Genomic DNA, 21,383 nt, shown 5'->3' with positions numbered 1-21,383 from the left:
CCGGTTCGACGCATCGACGCGCCTCGGCGTGTGGCCCGGGTGGTCGCGCGACGACCGAAATGTTCCGCGGGCCGGTGTGATGACACCGGGAGCGAGGTGGCCGGATGTTGCACGAGACAATCCCTTTGGGCCGGGTGGCGGGTATCCGCATCGGCGCGCACTGGTCGGTGCTGGTCACCGTGGCGCTGTTCGTCTGGCTGCTCGGCGTGCAGCTGCGCGGCAGCGGCAGCCCGGCCTTCACCTGGTCGGTTGCGGCGCTCGCCGCGGTGACCCTGTTCGCCTCCCTGACCGCGCACGAACTGGCCCATTCGATCGTCGCCCGGCGCGACGGGGTACGGGTCGAGCGCATCGTGCTGTGGCTGCTGGGCGGGGCGTCCGAACTCGGCGACGAACCGCCCGACGCGCGCAGCGATTTCCGGATCGCGATCGCCGGTCCGGCGACGAGTCTGGTGCTCGGCGGACTGTTCGCGGCCGTCGCGGTGGCCGTGGACAGCGGGCGGCCCGACAGCGCCGTCACCGCGGCGCTCGCCTGGTTGGCGGCCACGAATATCGTTCTGGGACTGTTCAATCTGCTGCCCGGCGCGCCGCTCGACGGCGGCCGGGTGGTGCGGGCCGTCGTCTGGTGGCGGACCGGCGACCGGCTGCGCGCCACCACCGTGGCCGCGCGCGGCGGCCGGTTGCTCGGCACCGTGCTCGTCGTGCTGGGCGCCGTCGACATCATCGTGTTCCGCCAGTTCGGCGGGCTGTGGCTGATGCTGCTGGGCTGGTTCCTGCAGACCGCCGCCAACAGCGAACTCGCGGCAGCGGGGCTGCGGCACCGGCTGGGCAACACCACCGTTCGCGAGGTCATGACCGCGAATCCGATGGCGGTGCCGGGCGACTGGACGATCACCCAGCTGCTGGCCTCCAGCGCACCGCAGACCGGGCACAGCATATTTCCGGTCGTCGACGCCGTCGGCCATCCGATCGGTGTCGTCGCCTGGTCGGATCTCACGACGACCGCCGTACCGGCTCGTGACACGACCTTTCTGCGCTCGGTCGCACGTCCGTTACGCACAGCCGCGATCGTCGGACAGGACGATCTGCTCGCCGATGTCGCCACCCGGGTCGTGCTGCGCCCCAAACTCGATGCCATCACGGTGGTCGACCCGGCCGGCCGGCTGACCGGCGTCGTCACCGCCACCGATCTGGCGACCGCCTGCGACCGCTCCGCGCTCGGCCTGCCCGCCGGCAGCGCCGCCACGAGACCGGGACCCGCGCCCGCCTCCCATCCGCCGGTCACTACTACTCACTCCCGGAGGCCACAGCCATGACGGCAGCACCTGTCCTGCGTGATTCCTCGCAGCCGATCTTCCGCGACCGCCGCGAGGCCGGTCGTGTGCTGGCCGGACTGCTCGAGCACTACCGCGACCACTCCGGTGTCGTCGTCCTCGGCCTCGCGCGCGGTGGGGTACCGGTGGCCTGGGAGGTCGCCGCCGCCCTGCACGCGCCACTGGACACGCTCGTCGTCCGCAAACTCGGGGCACCGGGACATCCGGAATTCGCCATCGGCGCCCTCGCACCCGACGGCCGGATCGTCGTCAACGACGATGCGATCCGCGGACTGCACGTGACCGCCGAACAGATCCGATCCGTCGCACGAGAAGAGGCGGCGGAGCTGGCCCGGCGGGAACGCGCCTATCGCGATGACCGGCCACCGGCGCCGATCGCCGGCCGCACGGTGATCCTCGTCGACGACGGTCTGGCGACCGGAGCCACCATGTTCGCGGCGGTGGAAGCGATTCGCGCGGGGGAGCCCGACCGCATCGTGGTCGCGGTGCCGGCCGCCCCCGAATCGACCTGCCGGGAGTTCGACGCGCTGGTGGACGAGATGGTCTGTGCCACCATGCCGTCGCCGTTCCTCGCGGTCGGCGAGTCGTTCTGGGATTTCGCCCAGGTCGGTGACGACGAGGTGCGGCAACTGCTGACGACGCCGACCGTCGACGCGGCGGCCACCGGCACCGATTCGGCCACCCTCACCGATCCCGCCGCCGTGATCGATGCCGCCGCGATCGAGGCTCCCGAAGGCGTGCCGCCGCACCACGTGCTGGACGAGCTCATCGGCGATGCCCGGTTCGTCCTGATCGGCGAGAGCTCGCACGGCACCCACGAGTTCTATGCCGCCCGCGCGGCCATCACGCGCTGGCTCATCTCGGAGAAGGGGTTCACCGCGGTCGCCGCCGAGGCCGACTGGCCCGACGCCCACCTCGTCGATCGCTTCGTCCGCGGCATCGACGACTCCTCCCCCACGCTCGCGCTGCGCGGGTTCGAACGCTTCCCCACCTGGATGTGGCGCAATACCGTGGTCCGCGATTTCGTGGGCTGGTTGCGGCTGCACAACGACTATCAGCGCCGGATCGGTGCGCCGCAGGCCGGGTTCTACGGGCTCGACCTGTACAGCATGCACCGTTCGATGCGGCACGTGATCGACTATCTGCGGCAGGTCGATCCCGCCGCGGCGCAGCGCGCCGAGCACCGCTACGCCTGTTTCGATCGCACCAGCGACCACGACGGGCAGGCCTACGGATTCGGCGCCGCATTCGGTGCGGGCCATTCGTGTCAGGCCGAGGTGGTGCGGCAGCTGGTCGACCTGCAACGCAACGCCGCGGCGCATCGACAGGCCGGCGACGGCGAGGCCTCGTTCGACGCGTTGCGCAACGCGTGGACGGTCCGCAACGCCGAGGCCTACTACCGGGCGATGTTCGGCGATCGGGTGTCGTCGTGGAATCTGCGCGACGAGCATATGGCCGACACCCTCGACGCGCTGGCCGGCCACCTCGGGCGCGACGGCACTCCCGCGCGAGTGGTGGTCTGGGCGCACAATTCCCATATCGGCGACGCCCGCGCGACGGAAATGGGCGCCGAGGGCCAGCTGTCACTGGGACAGCTCGTCCGCGAACGCCACGGAAACGATTGCCGCACCATCGGTTTCACCACCAGCCACGGCACCGTGACCGCGGCGAGTGAATGGGACGGCGACGCCGAGTGCAAGGACGTCCGCCCGGCCCTGCGCAGCAGCGTCGAGGAGCTGCTGCACGACACCGGACGCGACAGCTTCCTGATCCGCACCGATACGGCCGGCGCAGCCACCGAACTGCTGCGCGACCCGCGGCTCGAACGCGCCATCGGCGTGATCTATCAGCCGACCACCGAGCGGCACAGCCACTACTTCCACTCGCGGCCGGCCGACCGCTACGACGCGATCATCCACATCGACCGGACCACCGCCCTGCGGCCGCTGGAACCGTCACACCGATGGACCGCCGCGAGCACACCGGACACCTACCCCAGCGGTCTGTGATCCGGGGCGGTGGGCGGCCGGATCGAGGACCTTCGACCATGTTCCCGGCCGCCGCGACGCGCGAGTCTGGGCATCGAGACACTTTCAGCAGATCGGAGCCGTGATGGGCGACTACGTGGCAAGTCTGAACGATATTCGGCTCAGCGATGATGGCCAAGTGGGCGGGAAGGGGGCGAATCTCGGTGAGATGGTCGCCGCGAAACTCCCGGTGCCGCCGGGATTCGTGATCCTGCGATCGACCTACGAGACCGCCGTCGCCGACGGGCCGCACGGGTCCGAGCTCGACTCGCTGCATGCCGAGGCGCTGCGCAGCGCCGTCGCCACCGACGACGCGGGCCGCGGCGAGCTCGACCGACTGTGTTCGCGCATGCGCGACCTGGTGCACGAGACCCGGATCGACGGGGCTATCGAGGAGGCGATCGTCGGCGCCTACCACCGGCTCGGCGACCGGGTGCGCGTGGCGGTCCGGTCCTCGGCGGTGGGCGAGGACAGCGCCGATTCCTCCTTCGCCGGAATGAACCTCTCGCGCACCAATATTCGCGGCGACGCCGAACTGCTCGAGGCGGTCCGGCAATGCTGGGCCTCCCTGTTCACTCCGCGCGTTCTCACCTACCGCGCCCGCCGCGGCATGGACCGGCGGCCGGAGATGGCGGTGGTCGTGCAGCAGATGGTGACCGTCCGGTGCGCCGGCGTGGCGTTCACCGCCGACCCGACCACCGGCAGGCGCGACCGCGTCGTCATCGACGCCGCGCGCGGACAGGGCGAGGTGGTGGTATCCGGTGCGGTCGAGCCCGACACCTACGTGTTCGCGGCGGACGGCCCGACGCTGACGGAATCCCGCAGGGGTGCGCAAAGTTTCGCGATCTTCGCCGGCGAGGACGGTGACCGCCGCGTCGACATCCCGGACGACGAAGCGCATCGGCCGGTACTGACCACCGACGAGGCCACCGCGGTCGCGCGCCTGGCGCTCGAGGTCCAGCAGCACTACGGCAGTCCGCAGGATGTCGAGTGGGCCTTCGACGACCAGCGGCTGTGGCTGGTGCAGTCGCGGCCGATCACCACCCTGCCCGACGAATTACCCTCGGCGACAACGGAACCGACGCCCGCCGCCGTGCTGCTGCAGGGCCTGCCGGCGGCTCCCGGACGAGCTCGCGGCGCCGTGCGCATCCTGCACTCACCCGCCGAGGGATCGGCATTGCGCGACGGCGAGGTCCTGGTCGCGCCGATGACGAACCCAGACTGGCTGCCGACCATTTCGCGGGCGGCGGCCTTGGTCACCGACAGCGGCGGCATGACCTGTCACGCCGCGATCGTGGCCCGCGAACTGGGCATCCCCTGCATCGTCGGCGCGCGGACCGCCACCACATCCCTGCACGACGGTCAGCGCATCGTCGTGGACGCCAAGGCCGGCCGGATTCGGGCGGACAGCCCGGACGAGCAGACCGCCGCGACAGCGGCCGTCGCCGCGCCCGCCGCGGCCACCACCGCGCCGGCGGCGGTTTCGGTGACCGAAACCACCGGAACGAAGATCTATGTCAATCTCGCTCTGCCCGAAATCGCCGAGCGCGTCGCCGATTCCGATGTCGACGGCGTCGGCCTGCTACGCGCTGAAACCCTCTTGACGCGCGCGCTGGGCGGCCGCCATCCCCGCGCGGTGATCGCCGCCGGCGACGAGAACGAGTTCGTCTCCACCCTGGCCGAATCCCTGCGGCGCATCGCCGTGGCCTTCGCCCCGCGGCCGGTCGTCTACCGCGCGACGGACCTGCGCAGCAACGAATTTCGCACGCTCACCGGCGGCGAAGGTTTCGAGCCGAACGAACGCAACCCGATGATCGGCTACCGCGGCTGCTATCGCTACGTCCACGAACCGGACGTGTTCCGGCTCGAACTGGCGGCGCTGGCACGCGTGCGCGAATACACCCCGAATCTGCATCTGATGATCCCGTTCGTTCGCACCCGCTGGGAGCTGGCCGCGTGCCTGGAACTGGTGGACGCCTCGCCGCTGGGCCACGACCGGAGCATGCACCGGTGGATCATGGCCGAGGTGCCGTCGGTCGTGCACTGGCTGCCCGAATACGTGCGGCTCGGGATCGACGGGGTATCGATCGGGAGCAACGATCTCACCCAGCTGATCCTCGGTGTGGACCGCGATTCCGAGGAATGCGCCGAACTGTTCGACGAATCGGATCCGGCCGTCCTGCACGCCATCCGGCGCATCGTCACCTCCGCACGCGAACTGGGCATCACGTCGTCGCTGTGCGGGCAGGCCCCGTCCACCCGGCCCGAGTTCGCCGAACATCTCGTCGCGGCGGGGATCACCTCGATTTCGGTCACCCCGGACGCGGTCCGCAACGCCCGCCGCACGGTGGCCGCCGCCGAGCGCCGGCTGCTGCTCGAACGGTGCGTGCACGATGGCGAGGGCCGGCAGCCGTGAGGTCGCCGGCGCGGACCATGGTCGCGGTACCTCGGGACCAACGGCCCCTCCGCCACGCGCGGCGCGAACCTACCGTCGACATATGAACACAGTGCCCACACGCGACGTCGTCGAGACAGCGGTCCGGATGGCCGGCCGTGCGCCGTCGCTGCACAACAGCCAGCCGTGGCGGTGGACGTTCGACGGTGCGCAACTGCGGCTGTTCAGCGTGCACGAGCGCATGTTGCCGACCACCGACAGCACCGGCCGACAGCTCGTGATCAGCTGCGGCATCGTGCTCGACCACCTGCGCGCGGCGATGGCCGCCCAGGGGTGGCGCACGATCGTGGCGACCTTCCCGAACCCCAACGACCGCACCCACCTCGCCGATGTGCGCTTCGAGCCCTCGCCGTACATCACCGACGGTGACCGCGAACGCGTCGACGCCATGGCGCGCCGGTACACCGACCGGCTCCCGTTCGACGAACCGGAGGGCTGGGAGCCGTTCGAGACCGTCCTGCGCACGGTGTTCGACCCCGAGGACGCCATCGTCGACGTCCTGCCCGACGACAGTCGCGCCGAACTGGCCCGGGCCTCGGAGCTGACCGCTTCGGTGCGCCGCTACGACGCCGACTATCACGCCGAATTGCATTGGTGGACAGGACATGTGGTGGCAGATACCGGCGTCCCCCGCGACGCGCTGGTGAGCGAGGAGGAACGCGGGCGCGTCGACGTCGGGCGGAGGTTGCCCACGGTCACCGGCGAACCACGCCGCACCGAGGTGCGCGCCGACCGGTCGAAGATCCTCGTGCTGTCGACCTACGGCGACAGCCCCGCCGAATGGCTGGCCTGCGGGCGGGTGCTGTCCACCGTCCTGCTCGAATGCACCCTCGCCGGCTACGCCACCTGTCCGCTCACCCATCTCACGGAGGTTCCGCGCAGTCGCAGCGTCGTCACGCGGCTGATCGGCCGGAACGCCTTCCCGCAGGTACTGATTCGCGTCGGGCGGGCTCCGGAGAACCAACCGCACCCGGAGCCGACGCCGCGGCTGCCGCTGCACGAGATCCTGCGCGTCACCGACGGCGCGGGCTGACCGGCGCTACCGCGCGCGAGACCGGCGCGCGAGGTAGATCACCGCACCGATCGCCCAGCGCGACGACGATCCGGGTCAGCAGCGCCGACGTCTGCACGTCCCGATAGTTCACCGCCGTCAGCGCGACCACCGACGCGACGGCCACCGCGTGCGCATGATCGGGCCAGGCGTAGGCACCGACCGTGAGCGCCATCGCCGCGCACGAGGCGGTCTTACCGACGACGAAGCCCCAGCCGGCGAGGTAACCCCAGAACTCCCCCAGGCGTTCCCGGCCGTAGACGTAGGTTCCGCCGGAGGCGGGATAGCGCGCGGCCAGCCGCGCCGAGGAGGTGGCGTTGCAGTAAGCGACGACGGCCGCGATCGCCAGGCCGATCAGCAATCCCGATCCGGCCGCGGCGGCGGCCGGGCCGAGCGCGGCGAAGATACCCGCCCCGATCATCGAACCGAGCCCGATCACCACCGCGTCGCCGAGACCGAGCCGGCGGCGCAGGTCGGCCGGCGTCTCGAGATTCATGAGCTCGAAGATAACGGACGTCACCGCCGGAGGAGAGTCCTTGGTCCCGGGCGGCCGTCGTCGACAAGGAGCCTTGGGTCACCGAAAGGGAACCGGTGCCGGAGAACGGTCGGCACCGCGGCGCCGGGTGACTAGTCTCGGGTGCACAGGCACGGTCGGCGCACCCCGAGCCCGGAAACGTCGATTCGTCAGCGCGAACAGTATGGTGGGGAGCCAGGAAGTACCGGTGGACGAGCGATCTGGGGGCCGACTGGAGGCGGCGGTGGCCGCGATCGGCCGCCCGCGCCGCGCCGACGATTGGGGATATCAAGTCTGTGTGGCATGTCGCGACGTGCTGACGGGGGTCGATTCCGTCGCGGTCGCATTGCATTCCGCCGGTGCGGTCGTCGAGGTCATCGGCTACAGCGATTCGGTCGCCGAACAGATCGAGGACGTCGAGATGGTGCTCGGGGAAGGTCCCGGTTTCACGGCGTTCACCACCGGTGACACCGTGCGGGCGCGTGCCGGGACGAGAGATTTCGAGCGGTGGCCGATGTATGCGAACGAGGTGGCGCGGCTCGGGTTGTGCGCGGTCGTCGCGTTACCTCTGCGGGTCGGCGGTATCCGGATCGGCGCCCTGGACCTGTATCGATGCGAGCCCGGCGACGTGCCGGCTCGCGCCGAGATCGATGCGACACTGCTCGCCGATCTGATCAGTTACACCCTGCTGGAGGGTCTCGTCGCGCGCGCGCCGGGAGCCGTGCCGATCGCGACCACACATCGTGACGTGAATATGGCGACAGGAGTGGTCGCCGCTCGAATGGGCATTCCTCTGGACGAGGCATTTCTGCGCCTGCGTGCGTTCGCCTTCGCTACGAACAGTCCGCTGCTCGACGTGGCGCGAAGTGTCCTGGAACGACGCGTCGATCTCGACGGAGCGAGCGAATGACCGGTGACTCCCGACCCCCGCAACAGGATCGTAAGCTTACCCCTGTGACCGAGCAGAGCGCCGTGCGGCAACGGTTGGCCCGCCCGCTGGCGCGGATCACCGCCGACCTCGTTCGCGACGCCCGGTTCGCGGACACGCTTCCGATGGTCACCCGCCTGTGCTCCGACGTGTTGAACGCGGCCGCCACGGCTGTGGTCGTCCTCGACCCTCGCGGTGTCGTACGGGTGCTCACGGCGCCCGACGAGCACCGAGATCTGGTCCGGCTGCTGGAGAATCACGCCGACGACGGCCCGTGGAGCCGCAGTATGTCGTCCCTGCGGATGGTCGGCGTCGAGAACGTCGGCGACGACGACAGGTGGCCGGCCCTGTCACAGGATGCGCCGGCCGTCGGATACCGGGCGATCTGCGCGGCGCCCATGATTTTGGGAACCCGGCCGGTCGGCAGTCTGGCGCTGTTCTACCGCGAGCCGACCGAATTCGGCGAGGACCACCGTGCCGTGGTGCAGACGGTGGCCGATCTGACGACGCTGTCGCTGTGCCAGGACAGCGACGAGGCCCGGTCGGACATGCTGGCCGGGCGCGTCCTCGCCGCCTTCGACGAACGCGTCCGGTACGAGCACGCCGTCGGCATGGCGGCCGGACGGCTGGATACCGATACCGACCGGGCCGCCGCTCTGCTCCAGGCACACGCCCGCGAGCACGGGATGGCCCTGACGACGCTGTCGCGCAGCATCACGGACGGGACCTTCGATTGGTCCGCGCTGGACCGGTCGATCTGACGCTTCGGATCCGGCCGGTCCGCGGTCGCCGGGCAGAGGCCGTCAGGCCCGGGTGAGAGCGTCGATGGCGCCGCGGAGTTTCGCGGCGGCCTCGGTCGCGATCGGTTCCAGGTCCGAATCGCCGGTGACCTGCACCATGACCTCGGGATCCATCGCCTCGACGATGACGACGCCCGCATCGTCGGGGTCGCGCCGCACGATCACATTGCAGGGCAACAGCAATCCGATGCGGCGGTCGACGCCGACCGCGCGATGCGCCAGCGGCGGGTTGCACGCTCCGAGGATGCGGTAGTCCTCCATGTCTTCGCCGAGTTTGGCCTTGAGGGTCGCGGCCATATCGATCTCGGTCAGCACTCCGAAACCCTGCTCGGCCAGTGCGGCCCGCGTCCGTTCCACGGCCTCGTCGAACCGGTCGGTGTGCAGCGTGGTGGAAATCGCCAGATTCATGATCGCCCGCTTTCCTTTCGATGGGGGTGGTGAACCGGGTCAGGTCCGCGAAACGGCGCAACCGGCCGTGGCCGGCAGGCCCAGCCGCCGTAGCAGCAGGGTCGCCGGGCACCAGCCCGCAACGCCGTACAGCAGCAGATTCGCGCCGACGAACCCGGTGAGAACGAGCCACCAGCCCGACCATGCCGCAGCCGCGACCACACTGATCAGCACGATGGTGCCGGCCAGCAGCGGGACGACGCGGGCGATGGACCAGCCTTGGTGGCGAGGTAGGTTCGGCATGCGTTCACTTCCGGATAGGTTGGGCGCCTTCGCTTTTCAGGCGAGGGCGAGAAACAGTTTCTCGAGTTCGGCTTCGCTCATCGGTTCGGCGCCGTCGGCGCTCTCGCCGGTGAGGCATTCACGCAGGCCGGTCGCGACGATCTTGAATCCGGCCCGGTCCAGGGCCCGCGACACGGCCGCGAGCTGGGTGACGACGTCCTTGCAGTCGCGTCCCTGCTCGATCATGGCGATCACACCGCCCAGTTGCCCCTGGGCGCGGCGCAACCGGTTGAGTACCTGTGCGATCGTTTCCTCGTTGCCGACCATGGCTGTCCGTCCTCTCGTCGCCTACCCCTCCAGCATACCCCTGGGGGTATGCCGGAGGGTTGTGGCGTCAGTCATGCGCGAAGCTGATCGACGGGAGCATCCGGCGCAACCACCGCGGCGATGCCCAGGCACGATGCCCGGTCAGCCGCAGCAGGACCGGCAGCAGCACCAGTCGCACCGCGACGGCGTCCAGCAACACGGCCACGCCGAGGATGATGCCCATCTCCTTGGGCGGCAGCGGATCGGCGAGCGAGAAGGTGAAGAACACCGCCACCATGACCGCCGCGGCCGCGAAGATCACCCGGCCGGAATGGGCCAGTCCGTCCACCAGGGCGTGACTCGGATCGCCGGAGCGCTCGTAATGCTCCTTCGCCGTCGCCAGCAGGAAGACCGTGTAGTCCATCGCGATGGCGAAGATCATCGCGAAGAAGAACACCGGACCCCAGCCGTCGAGGAATCCCTGCGGGGTGAAACCGAGCAGGCCGGCCCCGTGCCCGTCCTGGAAGATCAGTTTCGCCACTCCGAACGCCGCGGCCGTCGACAGCAGACTCACCACCGTGCCCAGCGCCGCGATCAGCGGAGCCTGCAATGCCACCAGCAGCAGGGCGAAGCCCAGCACCAGGATGATTCCCACGATGATCGGGAAGTAGTGGTTCAGAGCGTGCTGCAGATCCAGATTCTCCGCGGGCGCACCGCCCACCAGCGCTCCGGCCGGCAGCCGGTCTCGCAGGTGATCGAGGATCGTTGTCATCCGCCCGTCGGAGGGGTCGACGTTCGGCAGTGCCTGCATCATGGCCAGTCCGCTTCCGTCGCGGGACAGTTGCGGCGGGGTGACCATCGCGATGCCGTCGACCGCCGAGGCGGCGTTCGCCACCGCACCGGATTCCGTTGCGGGCGCGATGATCTGCAACATTCCGGGAGCGCCTTCGCCCATCTGTGCCTGCACCAGTTCGTAGCCCTGACGAACCGGCGCGTCCGAGGGCACGACCTGGATCGACGGCATCGCGACCTTCAATCCGGTCACCGGGATCGCGAGCGCGATCAGGACCAGCAGTGCGGCGATCGCGAACGGCCACGGCCGGTCGTGCAGGATCCGGCCCCAGGCCGCGAACCGCGGTGAGCGGTGATGCTGGCGGCCGATGCGAGGCAGCGACCCGGCATTGATCCGGCCACCCAGCGCGCCCAGCGCGGCCGGCAACAGGGTCAGCGTCGCCAGCAGCACGAACGCCACCGCGAACATGATCCCGACGGCCATCGTCCGCACCGCCGGAGCCGGCACGATCAGCACCGCCGACAGGCTCACCAGCACCGTCAGCCCGGACAGCACCACGGCCTTACCCGCCGTGCTCATGGTCTCGGCCACCGCCGCGCGTGGATCGGAACTCGCCGCGAGCGCGCCGCGGAAGCGGGCGACGATGAACAGGGCGTAGTCGATGCCCAGCGCCAGGGCGAACATCATCGCGAAGTTCATGGCCCACACCGAAATCGGCGTCACGTGGTTGAGCAGCACCAGCCCACCGGCCGAGGCGATCAAGCCGGCCAGAGTGAGCAGCAACGGCAGTCCGGCCGCCACCAGCGAGCCGAAGGCGACCACCATGATGGCGAGGGTCACCGGCCAGGAGAACATCTCGGCCTTCAGCATCGCATCGTGATTGGCCTTGTTGAAGTCGCTCCACAACGCCGACGCGCCGGTGGGATAGACCTCGACTCCGTTGCCCGACAACGCCGTCAGCGCGTCCTTGTGCGCATCGACCGCCTTCACCATGTCATCGGTCGAGGCCGCGGCGCCGGCGATGAGGATTCCCGTATGCCCGTCGGGGCTGATCGACATCCCCGGCTGGGGCGCCACCACCTCGCCGAATCGGGAATCACCGGCGAAGATCGCGGTCATCCGGCCGAGCACCGACTGCACTTCCGGACTCTCGACGGTCCGGGTGTCGGAGTGCACCACGACCTGCACCGCGGCCGACGAATTGCCGCCGAAGTGCTGCTGCGCCAACTCGCGCACCCGCACCGAATCCGACCCGTTGGCCTGCCAGCCGGCGCCCGCGAGGGAATTGAACACGCTCGGCGCCGCGGCTCCGAGCGCGACCAGCACGAGCAGCCAGACCCCGAACACTATCCGGGTGTGGCCGGCCATGGCGGCCCCCAACCTGCCCAGCATCCCGCCGGAGCCACGCGTGGTGGCCGCCGGCGGTGACACGACCTGCGATTCGGTCATCACGCCTCCCTTCGATACCCCAGGGGGTATATTTCGTATAGCGGACAACATACCCCAGGGGGTATACAGGACGCAAAGGTGCGCTTGCCCACAGGCGGGTACACCGGCCATGGATGCGAAAGGAGACGACATGACGGATATCGCCCTGTACGTGGACCCGGTCTGCCCGTTCAGCTGGGTGACCGCCCGCTGGCTGCAAACGGCGGCCGCGGACGCCGGCGCTCGCGTCACCCTGCGGCAGATGAGTCTCGCCGTCCTCAACGAGGGGCACGAGGTGGACGCCGATCACCGCCCGATGCTCGAGCGATCCCGCCGGATCGGGCGGGTCTTCGCCGCCGCGACGCGACTGTACGGCGTCGAGGGATTCACCCGGCTGTATCACGAGTTCGGCACCGTGGCGCACACGCGCCGGGAACCGATCAGCGACGAGACGATGCGAACCATGCTCACCCGCGCCGGGATGGACCCCGCCCTGGCCGACGACGCGGAGGATATGACTCTGGACGAGTCCGTCGCCGACGCGCACCGACACAGCCAGCAGGCGCTCGGAGACCGGAGCGGGAGCCCCATCGTCGTGATCGACGGCCGTGGCTTCTCCGGTCCGGTACTGACGGAGATTCCGGGGCCCCGGGAGGGAAAACAGCTGTTCGACGCACTCGTCATCGTGGCCTCCACGCCCGGCTTCGCCGCGATGCAGAGCCCCTATTCCGGGCCGCCGGACACCACGGAACCCGCCGTCGACGCCTGATGCGTTGCAGCACAACGCCCGGCGGCCGGTGACCTTCGGCCCTGTCCGGCAGCACCGGGAATGCGGTGGTATCGACGCGAAGGAGCGTGACCATGAACTTCGCGAGCACCGCGCCGGGCGCTCGGCGCGGCACCGTCCGCCGCGCCGAATCCGACGTCCAGGGCCCCGGGTACCACCTGCCCACCGTCGACATCCGGCTCGGTGACCGAGTCCCCAGCATGTTCGGTGAGTATGCGCGACGGCGCATCGGCGACGCCGCGCGCTGTGCACCGTCGCCGGTGGCGTCGATCCGGGTCCGCCTGGCCGACCATCGCGAGTCGGCGCTGGCGAATCCGTTCGTGGCACAGGCGGACATCGTCGCGGAGCGAGCGCTGCGAGTGCAGGTGACGGGGGCAACGGCGCGCGACGCGGTGGATCTGCTGCAGACACGGACGCGCGCCCGGCTGCGCATGCCGATCGGCGGTGGCGCGACACAGCGACAGCGGTGTGAACCACCGGCCGCCACACTGCTCTATCTCCGCCCGGTCACGCAGCGGAAGATCGTGCGCACCAAGTGTTTTCATCTGCTCGACCGCACGGCGGCGGAGGCCGCGGCCGATATGGCGCTGATGGATTACGACTTCTGGTTGTTCGCCGAGTCCGGCGCGGAGACCGAAAGCGTGCTCGCGCGCACCACCGGCGGGCACTATCGGTTGATTCGGCTCGACGAGCGCGCGGCGACCGCCGATTCGGCGAATCTGCCGCTCACCGTCGCCGATGCCCCGGCCCCGGTTCTCGACCGGGCGGAGGCCCTGGCCCGGCTGCAGTTGAGCGGTTCGCCGTTCCTCTTCTACCGCGATCGCGAACTCGACCGCGGCTGCGTGTTTTATCACCGCTACGACGGTCACTACGGATTCATCACCTCGCGGCGATGATCCGCGAAGGCCTCTCAGTGGTGGACCTTCGCCCCTACCAGCACCGCACGCGCGGTGGTGGCATGGACAGACCGGACGCTCAGCCCTCGAGAGGTACCGCATCGTGATTCCGCCCGACCGCACCGACGACGGCGCACCCAACTCCACAGTCGCCCTCGACCGCGCCGAGGCGATGCGGCTGCTGGCCGGAATCGCTTACGGCCGAGTTGTTTTCACGCGCGACGCACTACCGGCCATTCGCCCGGTCAACCATTTCGTCGAAGACGACGGGCGCGTGGTCGTGCGCACCCGGCTCACGTCCCGGCTCACCTCGGCGATCCGGGCCGATCCCGGAGTGGTCGTCGCCTACGAGGCCGACGAGATCGACCCCGGCACCCGCACCGGCTGGTCGGTCGTGGTGACCGGCCTGGCGCGGCCGGTCGCCGATCCGTACCGCGTGGCGCGATACGAGCGGCTGCTGCGACCATGGATAGCGGCGACCATGGATGCGGTCGTCGAGATCGAACCCACCATCGTGACCGGTATCCGTCTCCTCGGCGCACCGGAACCATCCGGTACGCCGGCGCCACCGACCCTCTCGTCGAAAGCCGATACTCATGACCTACCACGATGATCCGTTCGCGCCGGCCCTGAACACCGCCCACACGTGGTTGCGAACCGTCGCCGACCGGCTGGCCACCGAGGACCGCACCTTCGCGCTGCGTGCGCTGCGCGCCTGGCTGCACACCGTGCGTGATCGCCTCGACGTTCCCGTCGCCGCGCATTTCAGCGCCCAGCTGCCCGAATTGCTCCGCGGCATCTTCTACGAGGGCTGGGTGCCCGCCCATGTGCCGGTGCACCACGACGTCACGACCTTCGTCGACGCGTTCGCCCAAGAGGCGGGCGTATCCCCCGACGAGGCGGTGGCGCTGATCGGTGCGGTGACGATCGCGCTGTCCGATGTGTTCTCCCCCGGGCATCTCGACCATGTACTCGCCGTGGTGCCCGAGCCGCTGCGCGCGGTGCTGCTCGGCAGCGAGCTCAACGGGACGGCCGCGACCGTGCCCGGCGAGGCGTAGGTCGACGCTCAGGTCTCGGCAACGGCCTCGCAACGGTCTCAGCAACCAGGAAAGGGACTTTCGTCCATGCTGAGGCACTGATCAGGCGATTATGGTGAGTACATTCATCGCTACTTCGATTGGACGCACTCACCATGATCAAGGTGTTCCTGGTCGACGACCACGAAATCGTCCGTCGCGGGCTGAGTGACCTGCTCGACGGCGACCCGGAGTTGTCGGTCGTCGGCGAGGCGGGATCGGTGTCCCAGGCCCTCGCCCGCATCCCCGCGCTGCGCCCCGATGTCGCGGTGCTCGATGTCCGCCTTCCCGACGGCAACGGCATCGAACTGTGCCGGGAGCTGCTGTCCAAGGTTGACGGGCTGCGCTGCCTGATCCTCACCTCCTTCACCGACGAGCACGCCATGCTCGACGCGATTCTGGCCGGTGCCAGCGGTTATGTGGTCAAGGACATCAAGGGCATGGAACTGGCCCGCGCGGTGAAGGACGTCGGCGCCGGTAAATCGCTGCTGGACAACCGCGCCGCCGCCGCACTGATGGAGCAGCTGCGCCACGGCACCGAGCCCGACGGCCCGCTGGCGACGCTGACCGAGCAGGAACGCAAACTGCTCGATCTGCTCGGCGAGGGCCTCACCAATCGCGAGATCGCCGACCGCATGTTCCTCGCCGAGAAGACCGTCAAGAACTACGTCTCGCGGCTGTTGGCCAAACTGGGTATGCAGCGCCGCACCCAGGCAGCGGTCTACGCCACCAAACTGCATTCGAGGACTCCGGCGGAGTAGCGCGGCGCGCGCCGGTGACCATCGGCCCCACTCGGCGGGATCAACGCCCGTAGTCGGGCCGCCTCACGATTGTGAGACTGGACACCATGACCACGGCAAAGCACTCGACAATCGTCGACAGGCCCGACGACCGGACGGTCGCGGCAGTGGTCGAGCTGGCGCAGCGAGCACCCTCGGTCCACAACACGCAACCCTGGCGCTGGATATTCGACCGCCATCGGCTGCTCCTGTACACCGATCCCGATCGCGTCCTGTCCGGCGCCGACCCGCACGGCCGCGAACAGGTGATCAGCTGCGGCACGGTGCTGCACCACGCTCGCACCGCGTTCGCCGCCCGCGACTGGCATACCGATATCGTGCGGATGCCCGATCCGCAGCGGCCCGGCCTGATGGCGGTCCTGGAATTCCGGCCCTGGGGTGACCCTCCGAACGGAATCCCGCATCGCGCGGCGGCCATCACCCACCGATACACCGACCGGCTGCCGATGGACGCGCCGAGGCACTGGGAGCAAGTGGCGCCCACGCTGTCTGCTCTCGTCACGCCGCACGGGCTCGATTTCGACGAACTCGCCGGCGACGTCCGCGCCCGGGTGGCCGCGATCTCGCGCGCCGCCTCCGCGGCTCGCCGGGACGACTGGATGTATCAGGACGAATTGCTGTGGTGGGCAGGTAATTTCGAGGAAACCGAGGGGATTCCGGGTAGCGGTCTGATCTCCGCCGCCGAACTCGCGCGCGTCGACGTCGCCCGGCCGTTCCCCGCCGCCCCGCATTCGGAGCGCCGGCCCGGTCGCCTCGATCACGCCCGGCTCGTCGCGATCAGCTCTCCGGAGGATTCGCGCGAGTACTGGCTCCGCACCGGCGAGGCGCTGTCCGCGGTACTGCTCGAATGCACCGCAGCGGGGCTGGGCACCTGCCCGGTCACCCACCTCACGGAGGTGCCGGCGGGTCGTCGCGCCTTGGCCGCGCTGCTCCCGCATCACGATTACCCGCAGGTCCTGGTCCGCATCGGCAGCCCGCCGCCGGACGAGCCGACTCCGCCGTCGACCCCGCGCCGCGATATCGACGAGGTGCTGACCTTCACCGGGCGGTGAGGCCACTCCGGCTCGAACCGGCGCCGGCTTCACGCTCCGATCCCGGATGCAGAAACCGATCCATCCGGACGGCGGCGTACCCGAATACCGAGAGGCCGCTCACCACCAGCAGGTCGGTGAAGCTCAGTGCCTCGGTTTCCAGCAGCCGCTGCAGCAGCGGCAGATACACCGCGGCGACTTGCAGCGCGAACGAGACCGCAATCGCCACCGGCAGCAGCGGATTGGCCGTCGACCACGGGCGCGTGCGCGACCCCAGCGCCACGCCGAGCTGAGTGACCCCCAGGGTGAAGAACGCCATCGTCTGCCAGGGCCGGTCGGTGTGGTGCGCCCACACCGCCACCGCGAGGGTGACCACCGTGAGCACGAACGCGATGCGCGGAATCCGCTGCCACAGGCCCGCGCCGAGGATGCTCTGCGCGGGCGGGCGCGGCGAGCGCCGCATGATCGCCGGATCGGCCGGTTCACCGCCCAGCGCGACTCCGGTGAGACCGTGGGTGAGCAGGTTGACCCACAGGATCTGGGCGGCCAGCAGCGGCAGCGCGAGTCCGAACAGCGGACCGAACAGCATGACCGCGATTTCCGTCGCCCCACCGGAAAGGCCGTAGATCAGGAAACGCCGGATGTTCGCGTAGACGCGGCGGCCCTCCTCGACGGCGACCACCAGGGTGTCGAGATTGTCGTCGGCCAGCACGAGGTCCGCGGCCTGCCGTGCCACCTCGGTGCCCCGCCGCCCCATCGCCACGCCGATATCGGCGCGCCGCAGCGCCGGCCCGTCGTTGACCCCGTCCCCGGTCATGGCGACGATCTGGCCGCCGGCCTGCAAGGTGTTGATGATGTCGAGTTTGCGGTCCGGTGTCGCCCGCGCGAAAACCGCGGCGCTTCCCAGTTCGGTGTCGCTCGCGCTCCGGACGTCGACGACGGCGTCGCCGCCGGCCAGAATGCCCAGGTCGGTGGCCACGGCGGCGGCGGTGCCGGGATGATCGCCGGTGATCAGGATGGGCCGGATCCCGGCGCGGCGACAGGCCGCCACCGTCGCGGCGGCCTCCTCCCGGGGAGGATCCAGAATCGCCACCAGTCCCAGCAGGCGCAGGCCGTCCTCCGGATCCTCGCCGGGGGCCTCCGGACGATCCGCCGCGGCGACCGCCAGCACCCGGTACCCCTGGCCGGCGAAGGCGGCCGCATGTTCCAGCGCCTCGGCGCGCAGCGACATGCCTGCATCGACCAGCCCCTCACGGACAACGGCCTCGGGCGCGCCTTTGCACACGGTGCGGTAGGTCCCGTCCGGTAGCCGGTGCACGGTCGTCATACGCTTGCGGTCGCTGTCGAACGGCAGTTCCGCCACGCGCGGCAGCCGGCTCCGCAACTCCCGTTCGTCGATGCCGGCATCCATTGCGGCACGGAGCAGTGCGGCTTCGGTGGGATCGCCCAGCACCGCCGTCTCGTCCGTCTCGGAGGTGGGTGCGACGAACTGCGCGTCGTTGCACAACACGGTGGCCGCCAGCAGTTCGACGACCGCCGGATCGTCCTCCGACGACCGCTGCGCCACCGTCCAGATATCTCCGACGACCATCCGGCCCTCGGTGAGCGTTCCGGTCTTGTCGGTCGCCAGTACGGTGACCGACCCCAGCGTCTCGACCGCGGGAAGCGTGCGGACCAGAGCACGGTGGGCCGCCATGCGGCGCGCGCCCAGCGCCAGCCCGAGGGTGACCACCGCCGGCAGCGATTCCGGAACCGCCGCCACGGCGAGGCTGATCGCGGTCACCAGCATCAGTTCCAGCGGTTGATGCCGGACCATTCCCAGCGCGAACACCACCACGCAGAGCACGACCGTGACCGCGGCCAGCAGGCGCCCGATGTCGACCAGACGTCGCTGCAGCGGTGTCGGACCGGTCCGGCGGTCCAGCAGTCCGGCGATGCGGCCGGTGGCGCTGGCAGCGCCGATCGCGGTGACCACCGCGGTGCCCCGGCCCTTGACGACCACGGTGCCGGCCGACAGTTCCGCGTCGCCGTCGACCGACTTGTCGACGGGCAGCGATTCACCGGTCAACGCCGACTCGTCCAGCATCAGCGCGGCCGCCTCGACGACCCTCGCATCCGCGGCGACGATATCGCCTTCCGCGAGGACCACGACATCGCCCACGACCACGTCGGCGGCCGGGATCTGCCGCTGCTCGCGATCGCGGATCACCCGCGCGGTGGGCGCGGTCAGTTCTTCCAGCGCCGAGATGGCCTGCTGCGCGCGAATCTCCTGGCCGACGCCGACGGCCGTGTTGACTACGATGACCAGCAGGATGACGGCCATATCGGTCCAGTCCCCGGTCGCCACCGTGAGGACCACGGCGACGAGCAGCACCAGGATCAACGGGTCGCGCAACTGGCGCAGCACTCGCCGCCACCACGGCGGCGGCGGCCGTCGCGGGACGGTGTTGGCGCCGTCGCGGGCCAGCCGTCGCGCCGCTTCGGCCGACGAAAGCCCCTCCGGCAGTGTCCGAGTGGCGCTGGAACGGGTCATCGCGCGACACCTTTCCGACGGGATGTGCCGTAACAGATCCTCATAATCCGACCGTCTACCTCGGGGTCTGTCGAAGCCAGGGCCTTTCGGCGGCCTTCGAAACGACCTTCGTCGCAGCGGCATCCACCGTCCGACTTGCCGTTATCTGTCGCGGCGCACAGGAGAGCGGTAGGCTTTTCGCAAGCGTAAACGCCGATGTTTCGCGTTACTCGGACAGTGGATTACAGGACGATGACAATGCCCGATGATCAGCGAGCCGGTAGCTACTCGGTGCGCGACACCCTTTCGCAGCTACGGCTGCGCGAGCTGCTCGCCGAAGTGCGCGACCGCGTCGACGAAATCATGGACTCCCGCGACCGGATGGACGGTCTGGTCGAGGCGATGCTGTCGGTGACCGCCGGACTCGACCTGGCCGAGACGTTGCGCACCATCGTCCACGCCGCGATCAACCTGGTCGATGCCCGATACGGGGCGCTGGGCGTCCGCGGCCACGACGAACACCTGCAGCAGTTCATCTACGAGGGCATCGACGAACCGACCCGCAAACTCATCGGCGATCTGCCCGAGGGCCACGGCGTGCTGGGCATGCTCTTCACCCAACCCAAGCCGATCCGGCTCGAGAACCTGGCACACCACCCGTCGTCGGTCGGATTCCCGGCCCACCACCCGCCGATGCGCACGTTCCTCGGGGTTCCGGTGCACATCCGCAACGAGATCTTCGGCAATCTGTATCTCACCGAGAAGGCCGGCGGGCAGCAGTTCACCGAGGACGACGAGCTGATCGTGCAGGCGCTCGCCGCCGCCGCGGGCATCGCCATCGAGAATGCCCGGCTGTACGAGGCCGCCCGCAACAGGCAGGCCTGGATCGAGGCCACCCGCGATCTGACCACGGAATTCCTCGCCGCCGACGAGCCCGGCCGGGTGCTGGCACATCTGGTCGATCACGTGCGGGTCCTCACCGGATCGGAGTGGGTGTTGCTCGCCACGGTGACCGACCCGGATGTGCCGGCCGAGGAGATCACCGAGCTGGTCGTCGACCAGGCCGCGGGTGAGGGGGCCGACGCCGGGCATTCCCTCGATGTCACCGGCACCATCGGGACCGCCTTCACGGACCGTAAGCCGCTGCGTTTCGACGATGTGGGCGACCTCGACTTCGCCGCGCTGTTCCCCACCGGCGGCCCGGTACTGCTGGTCCCGCTGCACACCCGCGACGCCCCGCAGGGGATCCTCATCGCGGTCCGCGCGAAGGACACCGCGCCCTACGACGACGAGATGCTGGAATTGACCGCCGCCTTCGCCGATCAGGCGGCGCTGGCCATGCAGCTGGCCGCCACGCAGCAGCGATTGCGCGAGCTCGACGTGCTCACCGACCGCGACCGGATCGCCCGGGATCTGCACGATCACGTCATCCAGCGGTTGTTCGCGATCGGGCTGTCGCTGCAGGGAGCGGTACCCCGCACCCGAGTTCCCGAGGTCAAGGCCCGGCTCACCGAAGCGATCGACGGTCTGCAGGATGTGGTCCAGGAGATCCGCACCTCCATCTTCGATCTGCACGGCGGCACCAGCACGCGCTTGCGTCAGCGCCTCGACGAGGCGATCCGCCAGCAGTGCGGCGACACCCCGATTCGCAACTCGCTGCGGGTGGCCGGACCGCTCTCGGTGGTGAGTTCGCAGCTGGCCGACCACGCGGAAGCCGTTGTGCGCGAAGCGGTCAGCAACACCGTCCGCTACGCCGGCGCCACGACGCTGGAGGTCGTGATCGGTGTCGGGGACGACCTGACGATCACCGTCACCGACGACGGTTGCGGTATCGGCGACAACATCACCCCCAGCGGGCTGACCAATCTCGCCGAGCGCGCGCGTTCACTGGGCGGCACGTTCCGCACCGTGCCCGGCCCGGCGGGCTCGCAGCGGCCGGGTACGCGGCTGGAGTGGTCGGCTCCGTTGAGCTGACCACC

The 21,383-nt window shown here is 69.7% G+C and carries 18 protein-coding genes and 1 pseudogene; 13 read left to right on the top strand and 6 right to left on the bottom strand.

The genetic code is table 11. The annotated features are described in order from the left end of the window. The first annotated feature begins 104 nt into the window (after window positions 1–104). From A5789_RS02215 to A5789_RS02200, 4 genes are all read left to right on the top strand, one after another. Window positions 105–1,313: a site-2 protease family protein gene (locus tag A5789_RS02215; protein ID WP_082940414.1), complete on the top strand. Its 1,209-nt coding sequence runs from the start codon at window positions 105–107 to the stop codon at window positions 1,311–1,313. Next, window positions 1,310–3,340: an erythromycin esterase family protein gene (locus tag A5789_RS02210; protein WP_104405836.1), complete on the top strand. Its 2,031-nt coding sequence runs from the start codon at window positions 1,310–1,312 to the stop codon at window positions 3,338–3,340. The genes A5789_RS02215 and A5789_RS02210 overlap by 4 nt, the downstream gene beginning before the upstream one ends. A 103-nt stretch (window positions 3,341–3,443) precedes the next feature. Beyond that, window positions 3,444–5,774, top strand: a complete 2,331-nt coding sequence (ppsA, locus tag A5789_RS02205; protein ID WP_064905339.1) for a phosphoenolpyruvate synthase — start codon at window positions 3,444–3,446, stop codon at window positions 5,772–5,774. 82 nt (window positions 5,775–5,856) lie between these two features. Next, window positions 5,857–6,846 (top strand): hypothetical protein, encoded by a 990-nt coding sequence (locus tag A5789_RS02200; protein ID WP_064905340.1) that lies wholly within the window; start codon window positions 5,857–5,859, stop codon window positions 6,844–6,846. A gap of 55 nt (window positions 6,847–6,901) precedes the next feature. On the opposite strand, the pseudogene A5789_RS02195 reads toward A5789_RS02200, so the two are convergent. Continuing rightward, a pseudogene (locus A5789_RS02195) lies at window positions 6,902–7,360 on the bottom strand (APC family permease); the annotation flags it as partial. Window positions 7,361–7,586: 226 nt separating this feature from the next. On the opposite strand from A5789_RS02195, the gene A5789_RS02190 reads away from it, so the two are divergent. Together A5789_RS02190 and A5789_RS02185 are read left to right on the top strand one after the other, a co-directional pair. Then, on the top strand, window positions 7,587–8,288 hold the full coding sequence (locus A5789_RS02190) for a GAF and ANTAR domain-containing protein (protein ID WP_181063915.1): 702 nt from the start codon (window positions 7,587–7,589) through the stop codon (window positions 8,286–8,288). Between the two features lie 44 nt (window positions 8,289–8,332). After that, entirely contained in the window at window positions 8,333–9,067 is a 735-nt protein-coding gene (locus A5789_RS02185; protein WP_064905342.1) for a GAF domain-containing protein, read from the top strand. 42 nt (window positions 9,068–9,109) lie between these two features. Here the strand turns inward: A5789_RS02185 and A5789_RS02180 are convergent, their stop codons facing one another. The 4 genes from A5789_RS02180 to A5789_RS02165 form a co-directional block, all read right to left on the bottom strand. Further along, window positions 9,110–9,514, bottom strand: coding sequence for a DUF302 domain-containing protein (locus A5789_RS02180; RefSeq protein ID WP_064905344.1), 405 nt, complete (start codon window positions 9,512–9,514; stop codon window positions 9,110–9,112). Window positions 9,515–9,553: 39 nt separating this feature from the next. After that, window positions 9,554–9,796 (bottom strand): DUF2892 domain-containing protein, encoded by a 243-nt coding sequence (locus tag A5789_RS02175; protein ID WP_030516395.1) that lies wholly within the window; start codon window positions 9,794–9,796, stop codon window positions 9,554–9,556. A 36-nt stretch (window positions 9,797–9,832) separates the two neighbouring features. Then, the gene (locus tag A5789_RS02170; protein WP_030516394.1) at window positions 9,833–10,102 is read right to left on the bottom strand and encodes a metal-sensitive transcriptional regulator; all 270 of its coding nucleotides are present in this window, start codon (window positions 10,100–10,102) and stop codon (window positions 9,833–9,835) included. A 67-nt stretch (window positions 10,103–10,169) separates the two neighbouring features. Next, window positions 10,170–12,323: an MMPL family transporter gene (locus A5789_RS02165; RefSeq protein WP_064905346.1), complete on the bottom strand. Its 2,154-nt coding sequence runs from the start codon at window positions 12,321–12,323 to the stop codon at window positions 10,170–10,172. A 130-nt stretch (window positions 12,324–12,453) separates the two neighbouring features. Between A5789_RS02165 and A5789_RS02160 the strand changes: the two genes are divergently transcribed. The 6 genes from A5789_RS02160 (at window position 12,454) to A5789_RS02135 (ending at window position 16,913) form a co-directional block, all read left to right on the top strand. Beyond that, window positions 12,454–13,071, top strand: coding sequence for a DsbA family protein (locus A5789_RS02160; protein WP_064905441.1), 618 nt, complete (start codon window positions 12,454–12,456; stop codon window positions 13,069–13,071). 92 nt (window positions 13,072–13,163) lie between these two features. After that, window positions 13,164–13,985 (top strand): sigma 54 modulation/S30EA ribosomal C-terminal domain-containing protein, encoded by an 822-nt coding sequence (locus A5789_RS02155; protein ID WP_082940411.1) that lies wholly within the window; start codon window positions 13,164–13,166, stop codon window positions 13,983–13,985. A gap of 103 nt (window positions 13,986–14,088) precedes the next feature. Next, window positions 14,089–14,598 (top strand): pyridoxamine 5'-phosphate oxidase family protein, encoded by a 510-nt coding sequence (locus A5789_RS02150; RefSeq protein WP_064905349.1) that lies wholly within the window; start codon window positions 14,089–14,091, stop codon window positions 14,596–14,598. Beyond that, entirely contained in the window at window positions 14,582–15,043 is a 462-nt protein-coding gene (locus A5789_RS02145; protein ID WP_064905351.1) for a DUF2267 domain-containing protein, read from the top strand. The genes A5789_RS02150 and A5789_RS02145 overlap by 17 nt, the downstream gene beginning before the upstream one ends. Before the next feature lie 134 nt (window positions 15,044–15,177). Next, window positions 15,178–15,822 (top strand): response regulator transcription factor, encoded by a 645-nt coding sequence (locus A5789_RS02140; RefSeq protein ID WP_030516389.1) that lies wholly within the window; start codon window positions 15,178–15,180, stop codon window positions 15,820–15,822. Window positions 15,823–15,908: 86 nt separating this feature from the next. Next, the gene (locus tag A5789_RS02135) at window positions 15,909–16,913 is read left to right on the top strand and encodes a nitroreductase family protein (RefSeq protein WP_064905353.1); all 1,005 of its coding nucleotides are present in this window, start codon (window positions 15,909–15,911) and stop codon (window positions 16,911–16,913) included. On the opposite strand, the gene A5789_RS02130 is transcribed toward A5789_RS02135, so the two are convergent. Continuing rightward, window positions 16,900–19,425 (bottom strand): cation-transporting P-type ATPase, encoded by a 2,526-nt coding sequence (locus A5789_RS02130; protein WP_064905355.1) that lies wholly within the window; start codon window positions 19,423–19,425, stop codon window positions 16,900–16,902. The genes A5789_RS02135 and A5789_RS02130 overlap by 14 nt on opposite strands. A gap of 231 nt (window positions 19,426–19,656) precedes the next feature. On the opposite strand from A5789_RS02130, the gene A5789_RS02125 reads away from it, so the two are divergent. Next, window positions 19,657–21,378: a GAF domain-containing sensor histidine kinase gene (locus A5789_RS02125; protein WP_369817550.1), complete on the top strand. Its 1,722-nt coding sequence runs from the start codon at window positions 19,657–19,659 to the stop codon at window positions 21,376–21,378. The last annotated feature ends 5 nt before the right edge of the window (window positions 21,379–21,383 follow it).

Origin of the sequence: Nocardia sp. 852002-51101_SCH5132738, from assembly GCF_001665695.1 — a bacterium.
Classification (GTDB): Bacteria; Actinomycetota; Actinomycetes; order Mycobacteriales; family Mycobacteriaceae; genus Nocardia; species Nocardia nova.
The sequence above is the reverse complement of the archived record's forward strand: the minus strand, read 5'-3'. Positions and strand labels throughout refer to the sequence as shown.